The organism is Rubripirellula lacrimiformis (genome assembly GCF_007741535.1).
Taxonomy (GTDB): Bacteria; Planctomycetota; Planctomycetia; order Pirellulales; family Pirellulaceae; genus Rubripirellula; species Rubripirellula lacrimiformis.
Map to the genome: position 1 here is coordinate 7,875,587 of NZ_CP036525.1, position 20,984 is coordinate 7,896,570.

A 20,984-nucleotide genomic window follows, 5' to 3' on the forward strand; every position below is an offset into this window, starting at 1 on the left:
TCGGTCCCGTGCGGGACCCATCCTGCAAGGCGGACGCGGCCCCCCGACCGACGAATTCTCCATCGCTCTTTCATTTGATTTTCCCACCCGAGGTGCTCGCCCATGAAACTTCCTGAACTCGCATCCATGCGAATGGCCTTCCAGCAATTCGGTGGCCCCGCATTTCGGCCTCTGCGATGGGCGATGGGAACGTGGTTGGCTCTAGCGATTTTGTCGCCGGCCCGGGCTGACGATGCCGCGCAGTACGACGTCGTGATTTATGGCGGGACCAGTGCTGCGATCACCACCGCCGTGCAAAGTCGCCAGATGGGCAAGTCGGTGATCATCGTTTGCCCCGAAACCCACTTGGGCGGGCTGACGTCGGGCGGATTGGGATGGACCGATTCGGGCAACAAGAATGCCATCGGCGGGCTCAGTCGCCAGTTCTATCATCGCGTTTGGCAGCACTACCAACAGCCCCAGAATTGGCGTTGGGAATCCCAGAGCAAGTTTGGTGGCCGCAACCAATCGGGACCTCGCCAGGCCGGTGACGGTTCGACCATGTGGGTGTTTGAACCGCACGTGGCCGAGCAAATTTTTGACAACTGGATGGCCGAACACAAGGTTCCCGTCCGTCGCAACCAATGGCTGGACCGATCCGATGGTGGCGTCACGATCAACAACGGTCGCATCGAATCGTTTCGCACGACCGACGGGCACGTGTATCGCGGCAAGATGTTTGTCGACGTAACCTACGAAGGCGACCTGATGGCAGCCGCGGGAGTCGACTATCACGTCGGCCGCGAAGCGTCGTCGGTCTATGACGAATCCTACAACGGCGTCCAGGTCGGCGTACTGCACCATGCCCACCACTTCAAACAACCTGTCGATCCCTACGTCACACCGGGTGACCCCAGCAGCGGATTGCTGCCACTGATCAGCGGGGACCCACCTGGTAAACGCGGGGAAGCGGACGATCGCGTTCAGGCATACTGTTTCCGAATGTGCTTGACCAACGTGGATGACAACCGCATCCCGTTTGCCAAACCGGCCGGCTATGACGCCGACGAATACGCACTGCTGCTGCGAGTCTTCGACACCGGTTGGCGGGACATGTTCCAGAAATTTGACCCGATGCCCAACCGCAAGACCGACACCAACAATCACGGTCCGGTCAGCACGGACTACATCGGCGCCAACTACGACTACCCCGAAGCCGACTACGAACGTCGCAAGGAAATCATCGCCGATCACGAGCGGTATCAGAAAGGGCTGATGTACTTCATGGCCAACGACGATCGAGTGCCCGAGGACGTGCGCACAGCGATGTCCAAATGGGGCCTGCCCAAGGATGAATTCCCCGACACCGGCGGATGGCCGCATCAACTTTACATTCGCGAAGCACGTCGCATGATCGGTCACTACGTGATGACCCAACAAGACTGCTTGGATCAAAAGGAAACGCCGTCGTCGATCGGGATGGGTTCCTACACGTTGGATTCTCACAACACCCAGCGGTACGTTAAACCGGATGGTTTTGTCCAAAACGAAGGCGACATCGGCGTCCACACCCCACGCCCCTATCGGATTTCCTACGGGTCGATTGTCCCCAAGAAATCGCAGTGCCAAAACTTGTTGGTGCCGGTCTGCGTTTCATCCAGTCACATCGCGTTCGGTTCGATTCGAATGGAACCTGTGTTCATGATTCTGGGCCAATCGGCGGCCACCGCAGCCTGCCTGTCGATCGACCAAGACATCGCGGTCCAGGACCTGGACTACGCGGCCCTTCGCGACCAACTGATTTCCGACGGCCAAGTGCTGCAGTGGGATCGTGCAGCGGCGCCGAAGTCCAAAAGAGATCACGATTCGTTTTCTTCGCGTCAACTAGAGGGCACCGTCGTCGATGACATGAACGCCAAGTTTTCGGGGCTGTGGAATCAATCGATGGCGAACCAACCGTTTGTCGACATTGGATACCACCACAACCGCGCCGAACCCGACGCCGACGCTTCGGCAACCTTCACCGCCAAACTTGCCGCCGGCCGATACCGGGTCCAGTTGGCCTATCCGGTCAATTCCAACCGGGCGACCAACGTGCCCGTCACCATCAAGCACGCAGATGGCGAGACCAAGGTCGTGGTGAACCAGCGGACGGCACCAACGGTCGACCGGCTATTCGTTGATTTGGGGCAGTATACATTCGGCGCCGGCGGCGACGCATCGGTTCGCGTCCAGACGGCGGGTACCGATGGATATGTCGTTGTCGACGCAGTCCGCTGGCTGCCGGTAAAAAACGACTGATCGCCCCACGCTGGATGCCGAAGATTCTCAAGAAGCCTAGAAAAAACACACCTTAGGTAGTGCCAAGGGTGACAAATTCAGCGATAATGCTTCCCAAACGACACACCCCCACCCCATTTATATGGACTTTCACGATATGAGCCGCTTGAACCGTCGTCATTTCATCGCCACTACTGTCGCCGCGGGGGTGACCACGTCATTGGCGCCACGATCGCTTCGAGCGGCCAACGCAAACAGCGAAGTCAACATCGGCTTCATCAGCTGTGGCAGCCGGGCGGGCCAATTGATGGGCCAGTTCGACAAGATCGAAGGCGTCAACATTGTTGGGCTTTGCGACGTGGATGAAAACCGCGTTGCTGCGGCCAAGAAACGATACCCCAAAGCGGACACCTACACCGATCTTCGCGAACTGATCGCCAACGACAACCTGGACGCGATCGTCGTGGCGACCTGCAACCACTGGCACTGTTTGGCCGCGATCTGGGCCATGGAAGCCGGCAAGGACGTGTACGTCGAAAAACCACTTTCGCACAGTCAGTGGGAAGGCCGTCAAACGGTCGCCGCCGCTCGCAAATACAACCGGATCTGCCAACTGGGCACCCAACAACGATCCGACCCGATGCAGGCGGAAATCAAGAAGTTCCTGCACGAAGAAAAAGCGTTGGGCAAGATCGAGGCCGCGCGAGTCAACCGGTACGGCATCCGTGGCCCGATCGGCAAACGCGACACGCCGCTAGAAATCGAAAAGAACGTGGCTTACGACCTATGGCTTGGCCCAGCCGAAGACCAGCCATTGTTCCGCAACCAACTGCACTATGATTGGCACTGGGATTGGAACACCGGCAGCGGCGAAATGGGCAACTGGGGCGTTCACGTGTTGGACGATTGCCGCAACAACGTGTTCCAAGACTCGGTCGCACTGCCCAGCCGCATCATGGGTGGCGGCGGACGAATCGCCTACAACGACGCTGGCCAAACCCCCAACGTCCACTTCACCTACTTTGACACCGGCGATATCCCGGTCGTCATCGGGCTGTCGAATCTGCCCAGCGCACCGGGCGGCAAGAAGAGCCCAGGCCATCCCGGACCTGGCAGCGGATACGTGGCCTACTGCGAAGGCGGTCGTTTCGAAGGCCAACGCGGTCGCGGAGCAGCCTACGACAGCGATGGCAAGAAGATCCGTGACTTCAAGGGCAACAACGGCGACGTCCTGCACCAACGCAACTTCATCGAAGCCGTCCGTGCCCAAGACCGCTCGATCCTGAACGCCGAAGTCGAAGTCGGTAACGACAGCACGGGCTGGTGCAACCTCGCCAACATCGCCTTCCGCGCCGGCACCAACCAAGATGCCGTCGAAGTCGGCGCTGTCGACCTGCCACAGTGGGATACCCTGATCGGCGAGATGACCGAGCACTTGTCCGCGTACGACATGGACTTTTCCAACGACCAGATCCGCGTCAGCCCGATGTTGACCCTGGACGAAAAGACCGAACAGTTCACCGGCGACAATGCCCAGGCTGCCAACGAACTGCTGCGTCGTCAGTATCGCGAAGGTTTCGAAGTCCCGGAATTGGTCTGATCATCCGACCGGACTGACCGATCAAGGATCCGATCCATAGGCGATCCGATCCGTTAGCGATCTGATCCATTAGCGATCATGGGGGGGGGTGAGAAAACACGGCTCCCCATGATCGCTTTTTTGTTTCTCAACTGCCCGCCACGTCGCCCCTGTTGGTTCCATGCATTCTCTCAGCCGCCGGCTTGTCTTGTCGCTGGTGACCACTGTGTCGGCCGCAACCATTGTGATCGCAATCACGATCAAGGTTCTGGCATCCGGCCCCGCTGACGCGGCGAAACCGGTTTCGTTTGATCGCGACATTCGACCCTTGCTGTCGGATCGATGCTTTGCCTGCCATGGCCCCGACGAAGGCACTCGCGAAGCCGGGTTACGACTGGACCTGCGTAGCGACGCAGTGGACAGTGGCGCGATCGTGCCTGGCCAACCGGATCAATCCGAAGCCTTCCTTCGGATCATCAGCGACGATGCCGATGATGTGATGCCACCGACCGATGCACACAAACCGGTCATGCCCGCTGAACAGGCGTTGATTCGCCAATGGATTTCCGACGGCGCCGCTTACGAAACTCATTGGGCTTATCGCGATTTGGTTCGCCCGGCGGTTCCGCTAATCGGCGATGCGACCGGCGGCGAGAATGACGCCGCCAACCCGATCGACGCATTCCTGTTGGATCGCCTGCACGACCAAGGGCTGACGTATTCGCCTGCTGCCGACACGACGACATTGCTTCGCCGCATCCATTTGGACCTAACCGGAATCCCGCCGGGCAGCGAAGCGATGGAACCGCACTGGGCCGAACTGGCATCACCTGCCCCTCACCCGTTCACCCCGCAGACGATCGGCGCGATGGTCGACCAACTGCTGACCACCACGGCGTATGCCGAACGGATGGCGGTGCATTGGTTGGACTTGGTGCGATACGCCGATACGATCGGATACCACAGCGACAAGCCGCGGGAAGTATCTGCGTACCGCGACTATGTGATCGATGCCTTTCATTCCAACAAGCCATTCGACCAGTTCACCATCGAACAGCTCGCCGGCGATCTGCTGGACGCCCCGACACGCGAACAGCTGATCGCATCCGGGTACAACCGGTTGCTGCAAACAACCGAAGAGGGCGGGGCACAGCCCAAGGAATACATCGCCATCTATGCCGCCGACCGCGTACGGAATGTATCCAGCGTGTGGATGGGGCAAACCGTTGGCTGCGCCCAATGCCACGACCATAAATACGACCCGATCACCGCACGCGATTTCTATTCGCTGGCCGCCTACTTTGCCGACATCGAAGAACAAGCCGTCGGGGTTCAGAAACCGAACCTGTCGCTGGCCACCCCCACAGACGACGCACGGCTATCACAACTAGAAGCCGAACGGGATTCACGCAGCCTGGCGAATCGACTGGCAGCCGATCCGAAACTCGCCCTACAGGTGGCGGCATCCCAAATCATCTGGGAATCGGAAACGCGATCGGCGATTCGAGCGGGCGACAAGACGGCCGCGAAGATCGACGGCAAAGTCCGATCCGCATTGATGGTCGACCGAAACCAACGCACGGCCGAACAAGCGTTGCAGGTGAGCCAGTACTATCAATCGATTGCACCGGAGACGAAAGCGGTTCGCGACGAAGCGGCTGCTGCGGAGAAAACGTTGGCGGAATTTCGTGATTCGATCCGCACCACGTTGATTTCCAAGTCGCTCGGCGAGCCACGGGTCACTCGCATTTTGCCGCGTGGCAATTGGCTGGACGAATCGGGGCCGATCGTCGAACCTGCGCCTCCTGCATTCCTGCCCGGTCAACCATCGGCCGGGCGCCGCGGCACCCGGCTGGATCTAGCCCGATGGATCGTCGACCCGCAAAACCCGCTGACCGCACGCACGACCGTGAACCGGCTTTGGAAGATCTTTTTTGGCCAAGGACTTTCGGCCAACCTGGACGACCTGGGCGGGCAGGGACAACCGCCAACGCACCCCGAACTGCTGGACTGGTTGGCGGTAGAGTTCATCGAATCGGGCTGGAACGTTCAACACATCGTGCGGCTGATCACCACGTCGCAAGCCTACTCGCAATCATCCCATGGCAGCCCCGAACTGCTGGCCGCCGACCCATCCAACCGCCTACTGGGACGCCAGGGCCGTTGGCGATTGGAGGCGGAATTTGTTCGCGACGCCGCACTATCGATCAGCGGATTGCTGCAAGACGAAACCGTCGGCGGCAAGAGCGTCAAACCGTACCAACCGGCCGGTTATTGGCAGCACCTGAACTTCCCCAAACGTCAGTGGCAAACCGATCAAGGCGAAAGCCTGTACCGCCGCAGTCTGTACACGTTTTGGTGCCGTACTTTTTTGCATCCGGCGATGATCGCCTTTGACGCCCCCAGTCGCGAAGAATGCACGGCCCAACGTTCGCGGTCGAACATCCCCCAACAAGCCTTGGTGCTGTTGAACGACCCTGTGTTCGTCGAAACCGCCCGCGTGTTTGCCGAACGCATGATCTCGTCGGGCGGTGACAGCGCATCGAAAAGGATCGATTGGGCGATCCGCCGTGCAATGTCGCGGCCCAGCACCGCTAGCGAACAATCGACGCTAATCGAACTGTACGAAAACCAAAAACGACGGTTCGATTCGGCCCCCGATGACGCCCAAGCCTTGATCGGCGTGGGCCAATGGCCTGTACCGGACCAGATTTCTGCTGCTGAACTTGCCGCCTGGACTCAGGTCGCGCGAGCAATCATCAGCGCTTACGAAACCACCTCGCGTTCCTAACCACCATGCCTGACCCCATTCAACGACGAACGTTTCTGCGATCCGGCACCGTTGGAATCGGCGCCGCAGCGCTGGCTAGCCAGTTGATCCGCGATCGCGCCTGGGGATCCGCCAGCAGCGAACAGGCAACGGTCAGCCATCATCCGGCAAAGGCGAAACGAGTCATCTTCTTGTGCATGGCCGGCGGCCCGTCGCACCTTGAAACGCTGGACTACAAATCAAAGCTAGCCGAAATGGACGGCAAGCCGATGCCGGCATCCATCACCGCCGGCCAACCGATCGCCCAACTGCAGGGCAAAGCACTCACTTGCTTGGGACCACAGACCACGTTCGCCAAGCATGGTCAATCGGGCCAGGAGATCGCCGCGACGCTTCCGCACATTGCCAAGTTGGCGGACGACATTGCGATCGTGCGATCGATGACGACCGAACAAATCAATCATGATCCCGCCCACACATTCATGAACTGCGGCTCCCAAATTTCGGGCCGCCCCTGCATGGGATCCTGGATCCAATATGGACTGGGAAGCGAATCCGAGAACCTGCCCGGATTCGTCGTGCTGACGTCCGTTGGCGGCGGCCAATCCCAACCCATTGCGTCGCGACAATGGCACAGCGGTTTCCTGCCCAGCCGATTCCAAGGCGTCCACTTCCACTCCAAAGGCGACCCAGTCCTGTACGTTGGCAACCCGCCCGGCGTCCAGCGAACTGACCAACGCAGCGTCATCGACGCCGTCAACGCGCTGAACCAGCAGCGTTTCCAGATCGCCGAGAACCCCGAGATCGCGACCACGATCTCGCAATACGAACTGGCATTCCGGATGCAGGCCAGCGTGCCCGAACTGGTCGATCTGTCCAGCGAATCGCAGAGCACGCTGGATCGATACGGAGCCACGCCTGGTGACGGATCGTTCGCCAGCAACTGTTTGTTGGCGCGCCGATTGGCCCAGCGGGGCGTCCGGTTCATCCAGCTGTATCACCGCGGATGGGACCATCACGGTGGCGTCAAAAAGGGTGTCGAGGTGACTTCAAAACTGGTCGACCAAGCCAGTTGGGCACTGGTCGACGACCTGAAGCGGCGCGGCATGCTGGATGACACGCTAGTGGTTTGGGGTGGCGAGTTTGGGCGCACGCCGATGTCACAAGGCAGCAAGACCAACCCCGGCCGCGACCACCACATCAAAGGTTTTTCCCTGTGGATGGCCGGGGGCGGAATCCGCGGCGGCGTGACTCACGGATCCACCGACGACTTCGGCTACAACGCGGTCGAAAATCCCGTCAGCGTCCATGACTTCCACGCCACGATGCTGCACCTGTTAGGGATCCAACACGAACAATTCACCTATCGCCATCAAGGCCTGGACATGAAATTGACAGGCGTCGAACCAGCCCAGGTCGTCACCCCGATCCTGGCATAACACCCCGGCCGAAACACGAAATTCCGTAGCGAGACTCGCCAAGAGTTTCGGCCAGGGACGTGGGAGCACCGAAAGTCTTGGCGACTTGCGCTACGAATGAAAGCCGGTGCCTGTAGCGAGACTCGCCAAGAGTTTCGGCCAAGGACGTGGGACCACCGAAAGTCTTGGCGACTTGCGCTACGAATGAAAGCCGGTGCTCGTAGCGAGACTCGCCAAGAGTTTCGGCCAAGGACGTGGGACCACCGAAAGTCTTGGCGACTTGCGCTACGAATGAAAGTTAGGCCTGCTTGGGTTGTTCGCGGCTGGCGCAGTGCAGTGCTCCCAATCCCCACACCAGATCGCGGCAATCGATCGGTTCGACCTTCAATCCGCTCAACTCGCTTAGCAGACCGATCGCGTGATCGTCGGTCGGCGCCGCGAAGGTTGGCACCAGCAATCGATCGGGGCCCAGGCGGAGGAAGTTGCAGTAGCTTTCGGGGACGCGCTGGCCATCGATATACCGGGCGGGTGGGATCGGCAACCGGTGCACGTCCACGCCTGGGTTCGTGGCGTCGCCCCACAGATGCAGCTGACGATAATTCTGCTGCAGCGGTTCATGATTGGCGTCCGATGGATCATCACAGACCGCCACCACGACGTTGCGAACATCCACGAAACGCGCCAACTGGTCGATGTGCCCGTCGGTGTCATCACCGATCAATCCGCCACCGTCTAGCCAGACGATTTCGGTCACGCCCGTGCATCGATGCAGTTCTTGCGAGATCGCGTCCTGGGTCCAGCCTGGGTTGCGTGTATCGGTGACCAAACACTCGGGCGTCGTCAGCAGACGGCCGCGACCGTCAAATTCCATCGCGCCGCCTTCGACGCCAAGCGGACTGTTGACGACCGAAAACCGATCGACCCCGGCCATCTGGGCTGCCGCTGCGTCGTCCGAATCCCAAGGCGGATACTTGCCACCCCAAGCGTTGTATTTCCAGTTGACCGCATGAATCGAGTGATCGGAAAGGTCTTCGACGTACGTCGGTCCATAGTCGCGCACCCAGGCGTCATTGGTCGCGATCGGCACGACCTCGACACCGTCGATACCACGCACAGCCGACTGACAGGATGCGGCAACCTCTCCCCCAGCAAGAATCCGAACGGGAACGCTCTCGGCAATTCGCCGCACCCAATCGGCATAGAAACCGGGGATGGCATCGAACAGGCCGGGCCAGGTTTCCAGACTGTGCGGCCAAGCCAGCCAAACGCACTGGATCGGCTCCCACTCGGCGGGCACTCGCAAACGACGGGGCGAGGATTCGCCGGACAAGACGCGAGATTGAGTCATAAGAATCGCCGGCGACGTTTTCAGAGCGTTAGTTTTTCGATTGACGGAACAGCCAATCGAAGACATCGTCACGCGAATACGTTCGAGTCCAACTATCGTGCCCGACGCCGGGATATTCGGTGTACCTCAGTTCCGGATAGTGACCGGACTGGGCAAGTGCCTTGATCATCTCGCGGCCGCGAAGGACCGGGACCACCGAATCGGACTGACCGTGGAACGCCCAAACGGGGACTCCGTCATAGCGGTGTGCCCAACTTGGATCGCCACCCCCACAGACTTCCAACATGGCCGCGAATCGCTTGGGGGGTGCAACGGCCGCGTACCAAGTGCCTTGCCCGCCCATCGACAACCCGGTCACATAGATTCGGTTGGGATCCACCGGCAGTGTGTCCGCCAAGTGATCCACCAGCGCCAGTGCCTTGGCCATCGGCCCCGAGGGAGCCTGGGGAAACGCACCGTCACCGGAAGCAGTGCCCCAGTCGGATTCGACCCAACGAGCATCCTTGGGACACTGAGGCATCACGACATAGGCGGGATAAGCCTGGCGTCGATCGGGCCGCAGGAATTCAGCCGCACCGTGCTTCAGTTGAGCAACGTTGTCATTGCCCCGTTCGCCAGCCCCGTGCAGAAACAACACCAATGGATACTTCGCATCCGCATCGGCGGTACCGTCGTCGCCGGTCGATTCCGGCGCCAGCAATCGATAGGGCAGCCCATCGAACGTGGCTGCGGTGAACGCATCGGCCGGGTTCGCGGCGGCCGGGTTCGCAGCGGTTGTGGTCACAGCGACAGCCTTGCCGGCTTCGAGCACCTGGCCGGGCACCTGGTCGGGCACCGTTTGGGCGACGGCCGTGCCAGCGACAGAGAGGAGGAGTGCGACGACAGCCACAACAACAGTCGAGCCAGTGAGACGAAACGACTGCATGGGAACCGCCATCGAGAACAAAGAGCCTGGGCCGGGAAAGTGGGGGGGAAGGCAGCCTATTCAGGCTTGATTTCTTCCTTCACCTTTTGGATGAAGTGCGGTGATTTTCCGCCCTTGCTGAGCTCTTCGGCCCTTTTCTGCGCGTCTTTCTTCTGATCGAACTCGAACACAGCCACTCGCTTCAGATTTTGGCTAAAGACTCCCCAGTAAAGCCTCAAGCGGACATCGGCAGCCGCTTTCTTGGACTTACGTTTGGAAGCCTTTTTCTTGGTCTTCTGATCAGTGATAAGCTTTTCGGCAGCTTCAGCCTCGGCGGCTTTTGCCTTGCGACTGACGACCTTGCGGGCCATGGAGCGAGTCGGGGGCTGGAGGATATGGAATCGAAGTAGATCGACGTGAATCGAAACAGATTACCAAGTTGCCACCGTTTTTGTCACGGGGGAGCAGGTTTTGTCCTGCGAAAGCCTTCGGCCCGGTGGCGATCAAACCGGATGCCCGGCGATTGCCGCCGCGTGGGCTCGCTCAGGCGGGCCAATCCGCCGGCAGGGCACCGTGGGAGGGGGGGAATCTTTGGGCGGATTCCTGGGCGAACCACCGTCGAGAACACGGGCGGGTCGCGGAAACGGGATTTTGGCGCGGCTTCGGGGCGGGATCAGCCGGCCAGATGCGTCGACTTCGGTCGACTTCGGTCGAAATCAACGCCGCACGGCACGCAACCGCCTCGCGCGTCGCCCCCCTAAACGGCGGGAGCGTCAAAATCGGATTTTTGCGCAAGCCTTCGGTTCTTCCTGGCCTGCTGCGGACTGTGCCGCCGATTTAAACCAGCGACAGAGTTCTCGCCAACCCACCGATTGTTCGACCGACAGATCACCCCGGAAGTGTCCAGGACACCGCTGTGTGCTGTGCTGACAGGGCGGGGAAACCCGCATCTGGACATTCCGAAAAAAAGGATCGCTATTCCTGGGCGTCGATGTCGCTTATGATTGTCTATAGAGAAGAAGTCTGTCGGAATCAGCGATCCCCTTATTCGCGATACGGCCAAGTCGATGATTCGTGGGTTTTAACGAAATTTTGTGACCCGATACGGCTCGATTCCAACCGCGAAAAGGTCTTTGCCGCTTCCGCAAATTCCGTAATCTCTGGGAACATTTTCCCGACTGGATTGCGGGAAATGGTGCCAACAGGAAGAACCGGACACCTCAGAGATTTCACCCTTCATTTCACCGGATTGAGAGTCACAACATGCAGGTTAACGTTTCGGCGCGTCATGGCAATTTGCAGCCTGGAGACCAACAACTAGTTGTCGAAAAAGCGGAGAAACTTCGCCGTTTGTTCGACCGGGTCAACGCCATCGAAGTGACGATCGACCTGAAACAGTTGGACAAACCAACGGTGGAAATCAAGGTTTCGGCAGAGCACGCAGAGGACTGTGTTGCCACCGCCGAAGCGAATACAGTGATCGCGGCGCTAGACGCAGCAATCCCCAAGGTAGAGCAACAGCTCCGCCGACTCAAAGAAAAGAAAACGGGCCACCGGGCCACCGCACACAAACACATTGACCCTGTTGTCGCAGACGAAGATTGACGAGCCCTGTCGGGGTCGCCCTTGCCCTGCGTTTTGCATCGCCCGAGAGGTTGATTGGACCGCCACTGATTGGCCGTCAACGACCTCAGGCGGCGTTTGCAATCCGCATTCAGCGACGGATTTCCGACGGCATGCCTTGTTCATCTTTGACCCTAGCGGCGATCACCGCCACCGACGCACACCGCTTTCATCACCGACGGGATACCGACCGACTTTTGTCAAACTGACCTGCACCCGCGCAGCCAGCGTTTTCAAACGACGAACGACAAAAGCGAAAAATCGGTTCCCCATCCGTGGTCGATGCAAGAACAGTGCAAGGCGGTAAACCCTCTCAACCGAGAATTCCAGACGAGGAATCGCACCCCAATGAAGTTCGCAGATTTTATTACCACTTCGGCCATCCGGGCTGAACTGAAGTCCCAAACCAAAGACGCGGTCATCGAGGAATTGGTGCAAGCGTTGCTTGACGCCGGCGAAATCGATGCCGATCAACGCGAGGACATCATTGCCTCGATCATGAAGCGTGAAGAACTAGGCAGCACCGGCATCGGCCGTGGCGTTGCCGTTCCGCACACCAAACACCCCAGCGTTCAAAAGCTGGTGGGAACCGTCGGTGTCAGCGAGTCGGGCGTCGACTTCGATTCGCTTGACGGCGAACGCGTCCAACTGTTCTTCCTGCTGATCAGCCCTCCGGAACGCCCCGGCGATCACCTGCGGGCCCTCGAAAACATCTCGCGACAACTTCGCGACGACGCATTTTGCCGATTCCTGAAGCAGAGCAAAACGCCTGAGGACATCCAGCAATTGCTGCAAGAAGCCGACGACAATCAATTTGTGTCCGGCTAATGAGTAACGACGCTTCGCTTACCCGAACAGTGGTTGTCCAAAACGCCGAGGGCCTGCATGCCAGGCCGGCGGATTTGTTGGTCCGCATGGCCAACAAATTTCATGCAACCATTCGGATCGGCAAGAACAGTGAATGGGTCGATTGCAAAAGCATTCTGTCGCTTTTGACGCTTGGCGCTGCGCAGGGAACCGAGCTTTCCGTCGCTGCCGAGGGTGAAGACGCTGCTGCTGCGATCGACGCAATCACCGCGCTTTTCGAGGCGGGGTTTGATGACACCGATGAGATGAAAGGGGTCAAGCCTGCGGTAGATTCCTGATCGCCGATTCCGAAACGATTCGTACCGGTGATCCCCGAACTGCTGCCGCATTGCCCGCCATGGAACTGCGCTTGGGCAGACGATATTGACGCGAAAGCCAATCGTCCGCAAAGCCGTTTCCAACGCAGCGCTTGATCCCGGCCCTGACACCCAAACGGTGTCACGGCTGTGAATCTCAACGCCCACACCACCTAATCAAATACCGAACAATTTCGATGGATCGTGTCACGAAAGTGAGGCTGCAGGAGCGGCCCCCGACGCGGGCGAACGGTTTCACGACGGCGGATTCTCCGCTGCTCGCTGATCCTGGTTCGCCAGCACGTGAGTCCAGATCCATCTTACGACGATGGTCGAACTGCAAGGCATCCCTGTCTCGCCAGGAGTCGCTATCGGCCCAGCGCTAGTGCTGGATGCGGATGGTTATCAAATTCCTCGCTCTGTGGTCCCCGCCGAAGAGGCGGATCAGGAGTACGCGCGCCTGCAGTTAGCCGTCGATGCGGTGTCGGCCTGCCTGGAAAACAGCCGCCTGGAAACGTCGGCCGTTGCCGGCGAACACACCGGCGACATCTTTGCGGCCCAATTGCAGATGCTGCATGACCCCCGCCTGCATGCCGAACTGCGGCGACGAATCTGCCGTGAAAACCTGACGGCGGCCTACTCGGTCAACCGGGTTCTGCACAACTATGCCGGAGCCCTGCGGAGGCTCTCCAATCCGCTGCTGGCCGATCGCGCCGAAGATGTGCTGGACATCGAAAAGCAATTGCTGTTGGAACTAGGTGCCGTCACCCGCGGCCCGATGTCCGAATTGACCGAACCGGTAATCGTCGTTTCACATGTCCTGACGCCCAGCGAAACAGCCAGTTTGGATCGCCGCTACGTTCGTGCATTCGCCACCGAAACCGGTGGACCAGGCGGCCACACGGCGATCGTCGCCAAGGGGTTGGAACTGCCTGCCGTCGTCGGTATCGGTGCGTTCCTGGATTCGGTGGGCGCCGGCGACCAAGTGATCATCGATGGCGATCGCGGACGCGTGATCATCAACCCCGACGAAGCAACCCTGCTGCAGTATCAACAGCGGCTGGAACAACGCAATTCGCTCAGTGCCCGCCTGTCGGAACTGCGTGACTTGCCGGCCGAGACGGCCGACGGAGTTCGTATTCGTCTGAGCGCGAATATTGAATTCCCGCACGAAACCAGCGCGGCACTGGAACGTGGTGCCGATGGCATCGGACTGTACCGAACCGAATTCCTCTACCTGTCCAGCGAAGAAGAGCCCAGCGAAGAGGACCACTACAACGCCTATAGCCAAGTGGTCCGCGAAATGGGCGGGCGACCGGTCGTGATCCGCACGTTGGATTTGGGCGCCGACAAAATGGGGCACCGCCCACTGGCCGAACAGGAACATAACCCGTTCTTGGGTCTGCGAAGCATCCGACTATCACTACGGAACCTGGACCTGTTTCGCCCTCAACTGCGAGCGATCCTGCGGGCCGCCGTCCACGGTGACGTTCGTGTGATGTTCCCGCTGATCACGACGATGGCCGAACTGCGGCAGTCCCGAATGCTGCTGAACCTAGTCGCCGAAGACCTAAAAGACGAAGGCATCCCGTACCGCGCGGACATTCCCGTCGGCATGATGGTCGAAGTGCCTGCGGCCGTCATGATGCTGGATCACTTTGTCAAAGAAGTCGACTTCCTTTCGATCGGCACCAACGACCTGGCCCAGTACACCTTGGCCGTCGACCGCAGCAACGAATATGTCGCCGACCTGTACCAGTCCAGCGACCCAGCAGTGCTAAGGCTGATCCAGCGATGCGTCGAAATCGCTGACCAATCGCATACGCCGTTAGCGGTCTGTGGCGAAATGAGCAGCATGCCAGCGCGAGCGTTGTTGCTGCTGGGGATGGGCGTCCGCAACCTCAGCGTGCCGCCATCCAGTTTGCCGCGAGTCAAGAAAGCCATTCGCAGCGTTTCAATCCAGCAATGCCAACAGATTGCTGAACGCGTGATGAAGCTAGAAGCTGCCCGCGATGTCGACATGTACCTGTTGGACCGTTTGGCCACGCTGGTGCCCGAACTGATCGTTACCTGACCAACCGTTTTCACCCGAAGCCCAACTGCCCGCCTAGCGCACATCCCACTTCTCTCCATCGCCCCACCATCTCCCTGCTGTGACTGACGTCCCCACACCTCCCGATAATTGCACCGTCGATCCCGATAGCGTGGCGCCCGAAACGGCACCGCTGCGGATTCGGTACCGCATCCGGTTCGCAAAGACGGGGCTGTTGCGATGGATCGGACACATGGATTTGTTGCGACTTTGGGAACGCTTGATGCGACGTGCGTCGCTGAACATATCGATGACCGAAGGGTTCAATCCCAAGCCGCGATTTGTGTTCCCGTCGGCGATGGCGTTGGGCATCGAGGGCACCAGCGAAGTGATGGAACTGGAACTGGCCGAAGACCTGCCGCCCGCCGAACTGCTGCAGCGATTGATCGCCGACAACCAACCCGGGCTGACCCTGATCAGTGTCAAACGTTTGCCCGATGGGTTCGGCAAAGCCCAATTGGTGCGTACCGACTATGTCATATCGGCGCCGACGGGTTTGGATGAATCGCCCATCACGATCGACTGGGACAACATCCGGTCCAACGTCACCGCGCTTCTGGCCCGCGACACCGTGACGATCCCCCGCAAGAAAAAACAAGTCACGCTGACCATCGATCAACAGATCGCGGCTCTACAGGTGGAAGACGAATCCATCGCACTGTCGCTATTGGCCAGCAACACCGCATCGCTACGACTCGACGATGTCCTGAACCTACTGGGGTTGGACGATTGGATCGCGAACGGATCGCAGATCACTCGCACCGGCGTCCACTTAGAAAACGAATTCGAGACCAGCCAAGACCAAGAGATCGCAATCAACCAAGCCGCCGCGGCGAGTTTGAATTGCACCACACCCGTGTAACGCGGATGCCGACTTGGCGTTCGACGTTCCCGATTTACCAAAACACTGTTTAACAAAACACTATCACCGTTGGCGTCCATGTGATTGACGCAAAATTTGCAATCGCATCAAGCCGACCTAACACCCGTAAGAGGTGCTTTTCGATGAAAAAAGAAATGCTGATCAATGTGCTGCAGCCAGAAGAATGCCGCATTGCAGTCTTAGAAAATGACCGGCTAGACGAACTGTACATGGAACGCAAAAGCGTCGAAGCGTTCGCCGGAAACATTTACCGTGGCAAGATCGTCAACCTGGAACCCAGCATCCAAGCGGCCTTTGTCGACTTTGGTGTCGGACGAAACGGATTCCTGCACATCAGTGACGTCGAACCACAGTACTTTCGCCAAGGTGGATACGACCCAGCCGAGGTGATGCGCGAATCCGACGAGATGGCCGAAGCGGCTGCGAAGCGGGCACGCGAATCCGGCCGTGGCAGCAAGCACGCATTCAAAGGCGGACGCCCCCGCGTCAAACCACCGATCCAAGAAATCTTTCGCCGCGGCGACGAAGTCCTGGTCCAGGTCATCAAGGAAGGCATCGGAACCAAGGGACCAACCCTTAGCACCTACATTTCGATCCCGGGTCGTTACTTGGTACTGATGCCATCGCTTGCTCGCGTTGGTGTTAGCCGCAAGATCGAAGACGACGACGATCGCAAACGGCTGAAACGGTGTCTGTTGGCGTTGAACCCACCGAAGGGTCTGGGGTTCATCGTCCGTACCGCTGGGGCCGGCCGTAAAGAGAACGAACTGGAAAACGATCTCGAGTACTTATTGCGTTTGTGGAAGTCGATCGTCAAACGAATCCAGACCTCCAACGAACCGGGCGTGATCTACGAAGAAAGTGATCTGATCATCCGTACGATTCGCGATATCTACAGCGATGACATCGATCAAATCTTGGTCGACGAACGGGAATCGTATGAAAAGGCGCGCGACTTTTTGAAGATGTGCATGCCACGAGTCGTTGATCGGTTGAAGTTCTATGACAGTGACGTGCCGTTGTTCCACAAGTACGACCTGGAACAAGAGATCGTGAAGATCAACCAACGCCAGGTTCAACTGAAAGACGGCGGATCCATCGTGATCGATCCGACCGAGGCTTTGGTCGCGATCGACGTCAACAGCGGCAATTTCCGCGGCAACGATTCGGCCGAAGAAAACGCATTCCGATTGAACATGGCGGCCGCCAAAGAAATCGCGAGACAACTACGACTGCGTGACCTGGGCGGCGTGATCGTCAACGATTTCATCGACATGCGGAAAGAAAGTCATCGTCGCAAACTGGAACGCACTCTACGCGACGCGATGGCCAACGACCGAGCCCGAACGAAGATCCTGCGAACCAGCCCGTTCGGTTTGATCGAGATGACTCGTCAACGAATTCGTCCGAGTCTGAAACGCAGCATCTACAACGATTGCCCGTGCTGTGAAGGACGTGGCTTGGTGAAGACGGCTGAAAGCATGTCGATCGAAGTCATCCGGACGCTGGCGTTGGCATCCAAGAATTCGCACATCGAACGTGTCACCATCCGCGTCAACGATCACGTTGCCGCTCACCTGAACAACCGCAAACGTCGCGACGTGATGCAGTTGGAAGACACCGGCAAGATGTCCGTCCAAATTCTTGGCAGCGAAGCCCTGTATCCAGAACACCTGGAACTGGATTGCCGCGACAAGAACGGCGAACGAGTCGAGATCGATTCCTAGTATTCCGTCTCAACGGAACGTTGGGATCCATACGCAGCGGAAGCCGTTGACGGCTTGTCGATTGAGTGAGCCGCGATCGCGTGAGCGGCCGGGAATCCCCCGCAAATGCCCTTGGCCTCACGGCCAGCGGCTCACCATTGCCGTTAACAGCTTGTCGATTGAATGAGCCGTGATCGCGTGAGCGGCCGGGAATCCTCCGCAAATGCCCGTGGCCTCACGGCCAGCGGCTCACCATTGCCGTTGAAAGCTTGTCGATGAATGAGCCGCTAGGCGATAGCCTCGGTTACCTCACATAGGAACCGCGGCCATCGCCCCAGCGGATAAAATTGGAACTAGAAACTGGACTCAATCGACAAACTTTTGACGAGTTCCGCGAATCGAAAATCCAGGTGCTTCTGCCTCCCCTCTTTTATCCCTAGTTCTCCACCACTGCTGACTTGGTCCTATGATTGAACTTGGCGTCAACATTGATCACGTTGCGACCGTCCGCCAGGCGCGTCGCACCTTCGAGCCCGACCCTGTGATTGCGGCTGCATTGGCAGAGCAGGGCGGGGCGGACGGAATCACGTTTCACCTGCGCGAAGACCGGCGTCACATCCAAGATCGTGACGTTGAATTGTTGAAGCGAACGGTGACCGTGAAGACCAATATGGAAATCGCGTGTGCCGAAGACGTGGTCACAATCTGTTGCCAGACAAAGCCCGATTGGGGACTGCTGGTGCCTGAAAGCCGGCAAGAGGTGACCACCGAAGGCGGCTTGGATGTCGTCGGCGATACCGGCCGAGCCAAGGCGGCGGTGGCACGACTGAAGGACGCCGGCATTCTGGTCAGCCTGTTCATCGATCCCGATCCGGACCAAATTCGGGCATCGGCGGAAATGGGTGTGGATGCGGTCGAACTGCATACCGGACCGTACGCGATCGCTCGCCGCGACGACCAGAAACGCGAACTGGAACGCCTAGCCGAATCGGGCGAATTGGCGACCAGCCTGGGCATGCGTTTGCACGCCGGGCACGGGCTGAACTACACCAATGTCCGCGACGTCGCCAAGATCCCCGACATGATCGAATTGAACATCGGGCATTCCATCGTCAGCCGCGCGGTGATGGTGGGCATGAAAGAAGCCGTCGCCGAGATGCGACGAATTTTGGACCTTTGCTCGCCGTGAACTAGAATGGTGTGACCGTGTTCTTCGAAGTTCGTCCGTTTTAGGAATTCAGCATGTTGGCTTGGAAGCAGACCGCTCGCCGATCGGTCGTGGCATGCTGTTTTGCTTCGACGCTTGCCACCACAACGATGGTTGCACCGATGGGCACCTATGCCGACGAACGCCGGGCGCCGCCACCTAAGGTTTCAGGCGACCAGCTTCGTGGGATCTTCTTTGACGACATGGGGCAAGCGATCCGAGGCCAGCGACCATCGCTTTCGTCATTGCGAGCGGCCGCCAAATTGCAGGCCGCGCCGAGCAAAGACGGATCTTCCTCCAGTACCGCCAAGGCCGATGCCAACGGCGGCTGGGGAAAACTGATTTCGCCGACTTCGATCGAAGATGAAATCAAACGAGTTCGGCTGCGCTTCGATGCGACCATCACTACCCCCGGCGCGTTCAACAGCGGTGGCTACCAAGACGCCCGACTGGACCTGACGATCCTAGCTACGCTATTCGCCGTGATCGTCGAACACCCCGGCGACGTCCGGTGGAAAGACGAATCGGCTGCCGCTAGAGACCTGCTGGCACGGACGGCGTTCAATTGCAAAGCTGGGTCGACCCAGGTTTACAACGAAGCCAAGCTTCGCAAAGCCGACTTGCAAGACCTGGTTTCCGGGGCAGGGCTGACCGCGCGAGACGCGGCCCCCGAGAACACTTGGTCCGACATCGCCGACCGATCGCCGTTGATGGAATACGCCGAACGGCTGGTCGAATCGCTGGAAGACCATAGCCAAGACGTGGCGGCGGTCGAACAGAACGCCGACGCCATCAAACGTGATGCCGAATTGCTGTCGACCTTGGGGGAAGTGCTGACCAAGGAAGGCATGGACGAAGCCGACGACCAAGACTACGTCAAACTGAGCCACGAAATGATGGGCGATACCAGCAAAGTCGTCGCCGCTATCGAACGTCGCGACTTCGAAGCGGCTCGCAGCAGTGCCGCTGGGATCCGCCAACGCTGCGACGCTTGTCATGAACAGTATCGATAAGGTCGGCTCGGCCAAGTAGAATGGACGACGTAGCATCGGCGCCGCACCATTGCAGTCCCTTTTTGCTGATCCGACACCCCCACTTCGATCCTCTTGCCGCCTGCACCCGTCCATGCCGATCCGAGTCAAATGTCAGTGCGGTAAAGCCCTGAATGTCCCCGACACAGCGGCCGGCAAAGCGGTCAAGTGCCCCGGCTGTGCCACCGTCATCCGCGTTCCATCTGCCACTGCCCAGGGTGGAAATGGTCAGGGTGGAAATGGTCAGGGTGGCAAAGCTCCGGCCGGCGGCGTCAAGCGATCGGCCCCTCAACCGGGCGGTGCCAAACCGGCGGGCAAACCAGCGCCACGTCCGGCAGCCCCCCAAATCCCTGCTGCCCAACAGCCGGGGATGATGGACGAGATGTTCGACGAAGAGGGCTTTTCGGCCCAGGTCGCTCAGATCTGTCCCAACTGCCGATCGGAAATGGCAGCCGGATCGGTGCTGTGTACCAAGTGTGGATTCAACAAAGAATCGGGCGCTCGTCTGGAAGGCCACAAGACGGCCGGCGTCGACATCAGCCACGGAACCCTGGCACTGCAAAAAGCCAAGGCTGACATGGCGAAAGCGGCCGCACTGGACAAAGCGGTTCTGGACGGCTCCGGCATGCCATGGTGGATGCTGTCGCTAGTCCTGTTCATGATCGTCAGCGGGTTAAGCATCGCGGTTTTGGCCGTCAACGCGTCGCGCCGCATCGACGAATCGATCTCGTTCAATCCGATGCAAACGTTTCTGATGCTTTGCGGCGTCGCCTTCTATCTGGCGTCCCAGGGCGCCTACCTGATGATCGTCGTGCACGCTTTCAAGCAAGAGATCGTCAAAGGCTTGCTGACCCTGTTCGTTCCGTTCTACGTGATCTATCACGTTTTCAAGAACGGACGCGAAACCTGGAAGTACTTAGTCGGTAGCATCATCCTGGGCGGCATCTCCGCTGCCTTCCTGATCGCGTCGGTGGGTGCCTGACGCGACCAGTTGACCTTGG

At 59.0% G+C, this 20,984-nt stretch carries 16 protein-coding genes; 13 read left to right on the forward strand and 3 right to left on the reverse strand.

Going from position 1 to position 20,984, the window contains the following annotated elements:
- Positions 1–102 precede the first annotated feature (102 nt).
- The 4 genes from K227x_RS27500 to K227x_RS27515 all read left to right on the forward strand — a co-directional run bounded on the left by K227x_RS27500 (position 103) and on the right by K227x_RS27515 (position 8,047).
- Positions 103–2,280, forward strand: a complete 2,178-nt coding sequence (locus tag K227x_RS27500) for an FAD-dependent oxidoreductase (RefSeq protein ID WP_246146330.1) — start codon at positions 103–105, stop codon at positions 2,278–2,280.
- A 136-nt stretch (positions 2,281–2,416) separates the two neighbouring features.
- On the forward strand, positions 2,417–3,859 hold the full coding sequence (locus K227x_RS27505; protein WP_145175616.1) for a Gfo/Idh/MocA family protein: 1,443 nt from the start codon (positions 2,417–2,419) through the stop codon (positions 3,857–3,859).
- 160 nt (positions 3,860–4,019) lie between these two features.
- Positions 4,020–6,629, forward strand: coding sequence for a PSD1 and planctomycete cytochrome C domain-containing protein (locus tag K227x_RS27510; RefSeq protein WP_145175618.1), 2,610 nt, complete (start codon positions 4,020–4,022; stop codon positions 6,627–6,629).
- A 5-nt stretch (positions 6,630–6,634) separates the two neighbouring features.
- Positions 6,635–8,047, forward strand: coding sequence for a DUF1501 domain-containing protein (locus tag K227x_RS27515; protein ID WP_145175621.1), 1,413 nt, complete (start codon positions 6,635–6,637; stop codon positions 8,045–8,047).
- Positions 8,048–8,324: 277 nt separating this feature from the next.
- Here the strand turns inward: K227x_RS27515 and K227x_RS27520 are convergent, their stop codons facing one another.
- The 3 genes from K227x_RS27520 to K227x_RS27530 form a co-directional block, all read right to left on the reverse strand.
- The gene (locus K227x_RS27520) at positions 8,325–9,374 is read right to left on the reverse strand and encodes an agmatine deiminase family protein (RefSeq protein WP_145175624.1); all 1,050 of its coding nucleotides are present in this window, start codon (positions 9,372–9,374) and stop codon (positions 8,325–8,327) included.
- A 28-nt stretch (positions 9,375–9,402) separates the two neighbouring features.
- A complete protein-coding gene (locus tag K227x_RS27525; RefSeq protein ID WP_218933587.1) occupies positions 9,403–10,263 on the reverse strand; it encodes a carboxylesterase family protein in 861 nt (286 codons plus the stop codon).
- Between the two features lie 92 nt (positions 10,264–10,355).
- Positions 10,356–10,649, reverse strand: a complete 294-nt coding sequence (locus tag K227x_RS27530; RefSeq protein ID WP_145175630.1) for a hypothetical protein — start codon at positions 10,647–10,649, stop codon at positions 10,356–10,358.
- Positions 10,650–11,541: 892 nt separating this feature from the next.
- Here K227x_RS27530 and hpf point away from each other — a divergent pair.
- The 9 genes from hpf (at position 11,542) to K227x_RS27575 (ending at position 20,965) form a co-directional block, all read left to right on the forward strand.
- Positions 11,542–11,883: a ribosome hibernation-promoting factor, HPF/YfiA family gene (gene hpf / locus K227x_RS27535; protein ID WP_145175633.1), complete on the forward strand. Its 342-nt coding sequence runs from the start codon at positions 11,542–11,544 to the stop codon at positions 11,881–11,883.
- A gap of 366 nt (positions 11,884–12,249) precedes the next feature.
- Entirely contained in the window at positions 12,250–12,729 is a 480-nt protein-coding gene (locus K227x_RS27540; RefSeq protein ID WP_145175636.1) for a PTS sugar transporter subunit IIA, read from the forward strand.
- On the forward strand, positions 12,729–13,046 hold the full coding sequence (locus tag K227x_RS27545; protein WP_145175639.1) for an HPr family phosphocarrier protein: 318 nt from the start codon (positions 12,729–12,731) through the stop codon (positions 13,044–13,046). Before K227x_RS27540 ends, K227x_RS27545 begins: the two co-directional genes overlap by 1 nt.
- Positions 13,047–13,392: 346 nt before the next feature.
- Positions 13,393–15,138, forward strand: a complete 1,746-nt coding sequence (ptsP, locus tag K227x_RS27550; RefSeq protein WP_145175642.1) for a phosphoenolpyruvate--protein phosphotransferase — start codon at positions 13,393–13,395, stop codon at positions 15,136–15,138.
- Between the two features lie 79 nt (positions 15,139–15,217).
- A complete protein-coding gene (locus K227x_RS27555) occupies positions 15,218–16,018 on the forward strand; it encodes a TIGR03936 family radical SAM-associated protein (protein WP_145175645.1) in 801 nt (266 codons plus the stop codon).
- A gap of 143 nt (positions 16,019–16,161) precedes the next feature.
- Entirely contained in the window at positions 16,162–17,766 is a 1,605-nt protein-coding gene (locus K227x_RS27560; RefSeq protein ID WP_145175648.1) for an Rne/Rng family ribonuclease, read from the forward strand.
- 445 nt (positions 17,767–18,211) lie between these two features.
- Positions 18,212–18,934 (forward strand): pyridoxine 5'-phosphate synthase, encoded by a 723-nt coding sequence (locus tag K227x_RS27565; RefSeq protein ID WP_145175651.1) that lies wholly within the window; start codon positions 18,212–18,214, stop codon positions 18,932–18,934.
- A gap of 53 nt (positions 18,935–18,987) precedes the next feature.
- The gene (locus K227x_RS27570; RefSeq protein ID WP_246146331.1) at positions 18,988–19,965 is read left to right on the forward strand and encodes a cytochrome c; all 978 of its coding nucleotides are present in this window, start codon (positions 18,988–18,990) and stop codon (positions 19,963–19,965) included.
- Between the two features lie 112 nt (positions 19,966–20,077).
- Positions 20,078–20,965: an ABC transporter permease gene (locus K227x_RS27575; RefSeq protein WP_145175654.1), complete on the forward strand. Its 888-nt coding sequence runs from the start codon at positions 20,078–20,080 to the stop codon at positions 20,963–20,965.
- Positions 20,966–20,984 lie beyond the last annotated feature (19 nt).